This window comes from Arhodomonas sp. KWT, from assembly GCF_010993615.1.
In genome coordinates this window covers 1-7,245 of the sequence record NZ_WNXE01000139.1, presented here as the reverse complement: position 1 = coordinate 7,245, position 7,245 = coordinate 1, and the positions used below count along the sequence as shown (strand labels likewise).

The 7,245-nt window shown below is 60.6% G+C and carries 7 protein-coding genes and 1 tRNA gene; 7 read left to right on the top strand and 1 reads right to left on the bottom strand.

Annotated elements, in window-relative coordinates:
- Nucleotides 1–162: 162 nt before the first annotated feature.
- From G7A99_RS14990 to G7A99_RS14960, 7 genes are all read left to right on the top strand, one after another.
- Nucleotides 163–1,500 (top strand): DUF6538 domain-containing protein, encoded by a 1,338-nt coding sequence (locus G7A99_RS14990; RefSeq protein WP_163141555.1) that lies wholly within the window; start codon nucleotides 163–165, stop codon nucleotides 1,498–1,500.
- A 533-nt stretch (nucleotides 1,501–2,033) separates the two neighbouring features.
- Complete coding sequence (locus G7A99_RS14985; RefSeq protein WP_163141553.1) at nucleotides 2,034–2,231, top strand: hypothetical protein; 198 nt, start codon at nucleotides 2,034–2,036, stop codon at nucleotides 2,229–2,231.
- A gap of 344 nt (nucleotides 2,232–2,575) precedes the next feature.
- Nucleotides 2,576–3,205 (top strand): recombinase family protein, encoded by a 630-nt coding sequence (locus G7A99_RS14980; protein WP_163141550.1) that lies wholly within the window; start codon nucleotides 2,576–2,578, stop codon nucleotides 3,203–3,205.
- Nucleotides 3,206–4,496: 1,291 nt separating this feature from the next.
- Nucleotides 4,497–5,246 (top strand): hypothetical protein, encoded by a 750-nt coding sequence (locus G7A99_RS14975; protein ID WP_163141547.1) that lies wholly within the window; start codon nucleotides 4,497–4,499, stop codon nucleotides 5,244–5,246.
- A gap of 213 nt (nucleotides 5,247–5,459) precedes the next feature.
- Nucleotides 5,460–5,762, top strand: a complete 303-nt coding sequence (locus tag G7A99_RS14970; RefSeq protein WP_163141544.1) for a hypothetical protein — start codon at nucleotides 5,460–5,462, stop codon at nucleotides 5,760–5,762.
- Nucleotides 5,759–6,070 carry a hypothetical protein gene (locus G7A99_RS14965; RefSeq protein WP_163141541.1) on the top strand — a complete coding sequence of 104 codons (312 nt, stop codon included), beginning with the start codon at nucleotides 5,759–5,761 and terminating at the stop codon, nucleotides 6,068–6,070. The genes G7A99_RS14970 and G7A99_RS14965 overlap by 4 nt, the downstream gene beginning before the upstream one ends.
- Nucleotides 6,071–6,261: 191 nt before the next feature.
- Complete coding sequence (locus G7A99_RS14960; RefSeq protein WP_163141538.1) at nucleotides 6,262–6,966, top strand: BRO family protein; 705 nt, start codon at nucleotides 6,262–6,264, stop codon at nucleotides 6,964–6,966.
- 31 nt (nucleotides 6,967–6,997) lie between these two features.
- Here G7A99_RS14960 and G7A99_RS14955 read toward each other — a convergent pair.
- Nucleotides 6,998–7,074 (bottom strand) — tRNA-Glu (locus G7A99_RS14955).
- Between the last annotated feature and the right edge of the window lie 171 nt (nucleotides 7,075–7,245).

Below are 7,245 nucleotides of genomic sequence, written 5' to 3'. Positions count from 1 at the left end.
GAGGTTCGCGACGCTCGCCCTCGCGGCATTAGGATCGCGATCACGGAAGGAGGGAAATGGCGTCCCCAACGGGATTCAACAGCCACAAAGATAACCGATTGATTCCTCAATACTGACAGGGCATTATGACCGCAACGTGTGTGGTTACCGTATGTGGTTTTAATGCCCAAATACCTTCAGCAACGCCGCCGACGTTGGTACGCCGTCCTGGAGATTCCCAAGGAACTTCGGGACCACTTCGGAAAGCCTCGCTTTGTCATCAGCCTGAAGACGGACAGCCTCAAGCAAGCACAGCGGTTGGTTGGGGCCGTGGTCAGTCGATGTAAGACTGAGATTGAAGCAGCCCGGCGCGCCCTCAACGAGGGCAACGAGGATGAGCTTATCCTTACCACCCTTCCACGTCACATTGCCGAGGCCGAAGACCGGGGCGACGACACTTCAGCGTATGAAATGCGGAGCTGGGCCAAGGAATACGCCCAGACGCAGATTGCTGAACGGCTGGGCCCTGACGCGGCCCGTGAATGGCTCGACCGGCTATATGGGCGCAAGGTGGAAATTATCCGGGCTAGCGAAGACTGGCTAGGCGAGCGACAGCCGCCGCCGAAGACGGAGATTCAACACCGACAGGCCCTGAAGTTACTAACTGAGCGCCACCGTTTCGTGGAAGACCTCGACCGGAAGACGGCCGCATCCTTCGTGCGGGAGGTGCTCCGGCCCGGACGCAAACCGGCAACGGTTGCAAGGATGCTCAGCACGTACTCGCAACTGTGGAAATGGCTGTACGACCAAGGGTTGATCGAGAACCGCGACCTGTGGTCGGGCTTGCAGCCACCCAAACGGGAACGGACGGGCAAGTTCACAGCGGAGGAACTGGAAAAGCGGCGCCCGTACAGCGAAGACGAGGCCCGCAGGATGTTCGAAGAGGTGGACCGCCACCGGGAGAAGTACCCGGCAGATCCCCTTACCGTCCGCCTTCTGGCGGTCACCGGAATGCGCCTTGACGAGGTGTGCTCACTGGAGACACAGCACGTCACGGAAGACGCGGAACGAGAGGGTCTAATCTGGATCGAGATTCGCGCAGGAAAGAACCGCAACGCCATCCGCATTGTGGCAGTGAAAGACGCTACCACCGTCGGGATGCTGCGGACGCGCATCAAGGAACGTGCCCGGGATGGAGATATCGCGCTATTCCCCGAGTACCGCCCGCATAACTCCATCGGCAGCTGGTCCGCCGCTGTTTCAAAACGGCTTGGACGCCGTCTGAAAACCGCAGGCATTCCCGATGATCCCCGTTTGGCCCAGTCTCACAGCTGGCGCCACCGTGCCCGCAGCATCGCCGAACGCGGCGGGGCAAGGCCCGCCGCATGTAACAAGTTCTTTGGCCATAGTCTGCCGGGTGAGGGTCTAGGCAGGTATTACACCGAGGAACTGGCGGAAATGGCCGAGATAGCCGAGGCCGTGCAACTGCCTGAAGCCCTGAGCGGATACCCCAAACCGTAGGGACTGAATACCCGCGAGAGTGCGAAAAGAGGGTCACTGCCCGGCCATCAAAGAAGGCATCCCTTCCTAGCCATTACACGCACAGCCCCTCGGCTTAGTGCAGGTGTAGTTCCTGTTGATGCAAGAATCTCCGCACGCTTTACCTTTACGACAAATCTTGCAGCACGCTACCGGCTGAACCTGCCACTCAGCGCCCCTCGCATCGGCGCTGTCACCATGGAGCACGGAATTCACGAAGTTCCCTGTCTCCACCGTGTCAGGGCCAAGCACGAATTGGGACGCGAGCCCCGCGCCGCTAAACACCAGCAACAGAGCAAACACCAGACCTCGGATATACATAGCGGTTCCCCCCCCCCCCCTCGGTAAGGTCTCTTGACTACTTGAAGACCCCATTAGTAGCTGAGAGTAGACCGAAAACCACTGATGTCAAAGACGGCACCTACACCCTGCCGTCCTTGTGTGGCAATGTTGGCGCGGAGTCGAGACGTGCCCGGCTCCTCTTCTATCCACGCCAACCAAGGAGGAACACAGGGATGGCACTGAGCCCCGAGGCAAACCGATACCGGATCTTCTCCGTCATTACAGCCCTGGTCATGGGCGTTGTCTCAATGGTCCTCATTGGGATCTACAAGGAGTACCAACAGGATTGGGCTATCGTTCTGCTGTTCATAATCTCCGGCTTCCTGCTGTACCTGAGGGCCAAGCTCTGGAAGACCATTTGGAAGGGGTGAGGAGCCCCGTTTTGTTGATGCCGCAGATTTCTCTGCGGGTATTGATGATAGGGGCGCGGCAGCTTTCCCCCGTAGGGGGGGTCATTGTCGGCGGCTATTACCGTCTTCAGTACTCGCCCAAACCACCCGACGTCACCCGCCACCACCGCCACGCCCAGCATCTCCACCGGAGCACGCCCACCAATGGGCAGGCACCAACGGCACTACATAGGTGTCATTCGGGTATACCTCAACCGAACCAACACTACCGCCTCCCCAGCTGGTTCGAGAAACCGGGTTGACCCACCCTAATCGAGTCGATATTCTCGAACTATCCATAACGGACCAGCAAGGGAGACGCCGCCATGTTCATTCGTGCGTACCTGAGGGCATCCACCGATGACCAGGACGCCAGCCGCGCCCGTGCGGACCTTGAGAGCTTCGCCAAGGAGCGGGGCCAGCGAATAGCGGCCTACTACGTGGAGAACGAGAGCGGCGCCAGCCTGAAGCGCCCGGAGCTATTCCGGCTGCTCCGGGACTGCGGCGAGGGGGACGTCCTCTTGGTCGAACAGGTGGACCGCCTCAGCCGCCTTAACGGCGAAGACTGGGACCGCCTGAAGGACGAGATACGCCGCCGAGGAGTTCGGGTGGTTGCCCTTGATCTACCGACGTCGTGGGCCATGCTCCAGCCGAACGGGGACGAGCTTACCGAGAGGATGATGCGGGCCATGAACGACATGTTGTTGGATATGCTCGCCGCCATCGCCCGCAAGGACTACGAGGACCGCCGCCGCCGTCAGGCTCAGGGCATCGCCAAGGCCAAGGCCGAGGGCAAGTACCGGGGGCGCAAGGTAGACCACGAGAAACACCGCAACGTCCGCTCGCTGCTGGACAAGGGCCATAGCTGGAGCGATATACAGCGGATAACCGGCGTTTCCCGGTCCACCATCCACCGCGTAAACAAGGCTCGGAAGGCGGCCGATGCCCCGGCGTGATGCTGGGGCCACTACCCTCCTATCATCGGCACACATCCTCAGGCCGCCTCACAGCGTCTAAGACGCGCTCCCGCCTTTTTACGCACCATCTCCATTAGCAGCCGTCACCGTGTCCACTCTGCGGCCTGTGTGTGCCTCTCAGTGAAGCGTACGCAGTAGATGGAGAGCCACCGCAGAGGAGACGCCGACAATGACCAACACCACCACCGCCAGCGACGAACAGCAGTTGACAAATGCAGTGACGGACGTTCAACGAGACGCAGAGAGCACCACGCTAGGCAGCGCCGTAAGACCCTGATTTGTGGGGCTGCTTTTGAAGTGTACGCACTAGGGGAGGGATGAGTATTAAGAGACACCATTAGGTCATCATTAGGTGTACCTCAGGTAATCATTATGTCCACCTTCAGGATGACCATCAGGTGATCCCTTAGACACTCCTCCTCCTGGTAACACTCTCCGTTACGTCTCTCTGTATGGCCTACAGAAAGACCCCTGAGGATGTCCCGGCAGCGGCCCGCCAAGGGGTGGATACTCCCCCGGTATCCATTCCCTTTGAAGAGATTACCGGCAGGGGCCGGTTTCTTCTGTCTCCTCCATTGGACCGCTGCCGGGGCATCTTCGGTCTTCATCACGGTAACGGTCACCGTGAAGGGCATCGAAGAGTGATTCCCGTTCATGGCTCTTTCGGGAGCGGCACCAGCAGATTTCCATTGGTCTGATGGTCGCCGCTCCTCCCCCTTTCTGTTCGTACACGCACCCCCTCCTTGGAGGAGCCGCCGTTACGTCGCGGGATTGACACCGGGAACGACGTTGAACCGAAACCCGCCTTCGTGGGCGATGTACATCTCCCGTCTACCCAGAGTCACGTAAAGCGAGCTAAGGGTGACCTCCAAGAAGAACTTGCCGTGAATCTCGAACGTCATTGATGACCGCTCCTCTGTGGTCGTTGCTGATGGCGAGAAAAGAAGACCACAACAGCACATCCCCGTCAACTAAATAACCCGCATAAACAGTTAGTTAAAGGCAACCGTTGCCGTATGCCAAAGGAAACCTTTGACCTCGTCCAGCGACTCTTGGAGATACGCCAAGGCGGATACACCAGCGTGACTCCCGGAGAGCGCCACGTCGTAACCCGCCGCGAGACTAGCGGCAGTTTCGAATTGGGCCATCGCCACCGTCAGCGCAGACGAGACGAGTACCGCCGGAGAACTCCCGGCGGCGCCGAAGGGTGGCCATTCTAGCGACCGTCTACGGCCACCCATCATTCAACCCAGACTAAGGAGCAACCACCATGAGCAGCGGAATCACCGGAATCACGACCGAGCCATCCGAAGACCTCCAGGACCTGGAGCCGTACCAGAAGCGCACCGCGAAAAACCACGCCTCCCCACTTAACTCGCCTCGGCTGGAGCGCATCAGCGACCGCATCGCCGAGGAAGTCGACAGGCTCAATGACCTTCGGGAGGACATGGCGGGGCTGACGCTGAAGGACGCCGACGGCGACGCCAATGCAGCCGAGGAGCTGAAGAAACTACGGGCCAAGCGGGCCGAGGTTATGGCCTACATCGAGGAACTGAAGGACGCCCGCGCCACCGAGACGGAGCGCCTACGTCAGCTGCACCACGCCCACATAGCCAAGGCCCAGGACAAGTACCGGGAAGGCATTACAGCCGCCCACAAGGACATGCACCGAGCCGCAAAGAATGCGGACCAGAAGCTGGAGGAAGCCCGCAAGGCATTGGAGAAATACCGCCATACCGTCACCCAGATGGTTGGCGTGTGTCGCTCCGAGTTCGTCGGTCACCAGCTGGCTGGAACGGACGCTACTCTCAAGCAGCTAGCGCCCGCCCTGCTTGGTCTGGAGCCGTTCAAAGGATTCCCTCATAGCGTCTCTGGGATGGTTCGCCCCGAGGGCAACTACCAAGCCAACGCCGAGGTACCGGACCGGCTGCGGGAGCTGCCAGAAGTGGAGCCGCCCACAGAGGACGAGGTGATCGACGCCGCCAAAGCTCACCGCAAGGCGGAACACGCCGCCGCGTAACACCGTGGGGACCACTCCCGGTTCCCACCCCACACACCGCCCCGCTAGGGCCATTAGGTACGTCATGAGAGGGCCGGGCCATTGTGCCCGGTCTTTTCTCGCTACGGCGTATATATTGGCTCCATCTATCGTCTAACGACTGTCGATTGATTTGCGCGGGCGTGTGTCTCCGTGGACCTGTACACCATTCGCACCACCCAAGGAGCAACCGTAATGCCCAACCTTCACGTCCCCCGGCGTCACCGCCGCCTGCGTATCCCCGTGACCTTCGGCGCTTGGTCGTATCACGACCTGAAGGCCCTCAAGGAGACGGTCGAGTCCCGCACCGCCGACACCTTCAGTAACTCTGTCATCGTCCGCCTTGCCGTCTCCGAGCTGCGTAGCTACCTCCAGGACGTCGCCGAGGAGAACCGCGCCGAGGCCGACGCCGAGACTGAACGGCTGGCACGCAAGGCATACGCCATCGCCGGACGCCCCGCAGACATCACCCCCGCCAGCGACACCGAGGAAGAATGACCACGACCATCGATTACGAGAACACGCCATTGGCGGAGCTGGACCGCATGGCGATTGAGGAGTCACGCCGCCGTCAGGCCGAAGAGAGCGCCAAGAGCAAGACCTTTCGCCAGCTGCGGCGGGCCAAGGGACTGGTGGACGAACACACCGGGGAGCGCCTCCCCTTCCTTGTCGTGGTCCGTGCCTGTATCGCCTATGCCGTGAACTCAATGCATGTCGGGAACATGGTCGAGTCCCGCACCGTCCGCCGGGTCGCCGGTTACGCAAGGGCCATCCAAGAGCGACAACAGCGGCGGACACTGGCGTAACGCCGCCGCAGCCGCTAGACCGCAGCCCTCCCGGCCGAATGGCGGCGGCGTTACCGGCATGCTTTGTGCATTGTGGCACGAAAAGTGTTTCTGCATGATACATACCAGTATGCATACACCATGCCTTTACCGCCGGACTTGACAAAGGCTAGCCGTGGTTCGTGGCGGCGGACGTGTGTCGGGCGCTGGGCATGAGCACTGGCCGATACGGTGCGTACCGATGGACGCGGGCCCTTAAACCCGACCAGCGGAAAACCATCAAACTGGCTGATGGTAATTCGCGCGGTAATCCCAACAAGACCACCGTCTCCGAGTCCGGCCCCGACAACCTCATCGAGCGCACCTTCAACGGCCACACCATCCGGGTGGTCACCATCGACGGCGAGCCGTGGTTTGTGGCGGCGGACGTGTGCCGGGTATTGGGATTGACTAACCCAGCCGTCGCTATACGTCCGCTTAGGATGGACGAGAAGGCCCACCTTCGCCGGGGAGAACCAGCCCTGTTTCCGAGGAACACCCTAAATCCGATTTACGGAGTTCCCGAGGAGTTATTCTCCAAACACGCCAGCCGCATCAACGCTGTCTCCGAGTCCGGTCTTTACAAGCTCATCATGCGCTCCGACAAGCCGGACGCCCGGGCCTTTCAAGACTGGGTCACCCGGGAGGTCCTCCCGGCCATCCGCAAGGACGGCGGGTACATCGAGGGTGAGGAGAAGGTCCACCGACGCAGCGCGGCTGACTTCCCTATCAACGGTGCATCGCCATCAAAGGGCGACGGTGGACAGTCGACAAGGTGGCACAAGGAAGACGCTAACGGAAGGCCGTTAGCGTGTGTAGTAAACGTGTGTGGTAAACGTATGTGGTTCGGCTTGGGACGCCAACCAGAGTTGCTATAAAAATCAGCAACTTGGGGAAGATATAGGGAAATGGCGTCCCCAACGGGATTCGAACCCGTGTCGCCACCTTGAAAGGGTGGTGTCCTAGGCCGGCTAGACGATGGGGACGCTGCCGTGCAAGCGGGCGAAATACTAGGCGGGCGACCCCACGGTGTCAAGCGACGCCGGACCGCAGTGCCCGGCGCTGTCGAGGGGTGCGACCTGCCCCACGGAAACGCCCCGTTGCCCTGCTACACTCGTCGCCGCAATACCGCGACAGAGGACCACCATGCAGGACGC

Coding starts and splice junctions, on each gene's coding strand:
- G7A99_RS14990 (WP_163141555.1), top strand. CDS start 163: ATGCCCAAATACCTTCAGCAACGCCGCCGACGTTGGTACGCCGTCCTG.
- G7A99_RS14985 (WP_163141553.1), top strand. CDS start 2,034: ATGGCACTGAGCCCCGAGGCAAACCGATACCGGATCTTCTCCGTCATT.
- G7A99_RS14980 (WP_163141550.1), top strand. CDS start 2,576: ATGTTCATTCGTGCGTACCTGAGGGCATCCACCGATGACCAGGACGCC.
- G7A99_RS14975 (WP_163141547.1), top strand. CDS start 4,497: ATGAGCAGCGGAATCACCGGAATCACGACCGAGCCATCCGAAGACCTC.
- G7A99_RS14970 (WP_163141544.1), top strand. CDS start 5,460: ATGCCCAACCTTCACGTCCCCCGGCGTCACCGCCGCCTGCGTATCCCC.
- G7A99_RS14965 (WP_163141541.1), top strand. CDS start 5,759: ATGACCACGACCATCGATTACGAGAACACGCCATTGGCGGAGCTGGAC.
- G7A99_RS14960 (WP_163141538.1), top strand. CDS start 6,262: ATGAGCACTGGCCGATACGGTGCGTACCGATGGACGCGGGCCCTTAAA.